This is a genomic window from Desertivirga arenae (assembly GCF_017355785.1).
Taxonomy (GTDB): domain Bacteria; phylum Bacteroidota; class Bacteroidia; order Sphingobacteriales; family Sphingobacteriaceae; genus Desertivirga; species Desertivirga arenae.
In genome coordinates this window covers 1-610 of record NZ_JAFEWE010000012.1, presented here as the reverse complement: position 1 = coordinate 610, position 610 = coordinate 1, and the positions used below count along the sequence as shown (strand labels likewise).

At 43.4% G+C, this 610-nt stretch carries 1 protein-coding gene; it reads right to left on the bottom strand.

The annotated features are described in order from the left end of the window. A partial coding sequence (locus J4N24_RS19580) for an MBG domain-containing protein (RefSeq protein WP_207535426.1) occupies window positions 1-610 on the bottom strand: 610 nt, incomplete at both ends.

The following is a 610-nucleotide window of genomic DNA, read 5'->3' as shown; positions in this document are numbered from 1 at the left end:
CTGGATCTGGTTACCGCTAATCTTGAAGGATGCATTATCTGTGCTTCCTGTTCCGCTTACTAACGAATAGGTAAAGGTTGCACTTGGATCATCACTTGTTGAGCTTAATGTTCCTGCTACCGTACTTACCGGAGCATTTTCATAAAGCGTACTTGCTGCCAGAGTGATGCTGGTTGGATAACCAGGTTTAACCGTTAATACACCAGGAACAAAACTGATCACATAGTTAGCAGCGGTTGCCCCATTTACTGTGATTGGGTAAGTTCCCTGAGCTGAATTAGCGGTTGCTGTGGTAGAGAAAGCTGGTTGAGTAGTTAATACTGAACTAGTTTCTCCGTTTACAAAGCCGTTGTAAGCTGCTGTGAAAGCTGGAAGAGCCAGTCCCTGGAACTTCTCTTTGTTCTCTGCAGTGATTGTCAACGCTTTCTTGCCAATTGTTAGTGTTCCTTTTACATAAGTTACATTGTAGTTGCTTGCTGTTCCACTTACATTGATATCGTAACTTCCAACACCTGTTGCATTCGTTACTGTTGTAGTAACACTTGGCGCAGGGTTAAGAGCTGTTTCACCATTTACCAAACCTGAATAAGTCACACTCAGTGCCGGGTTA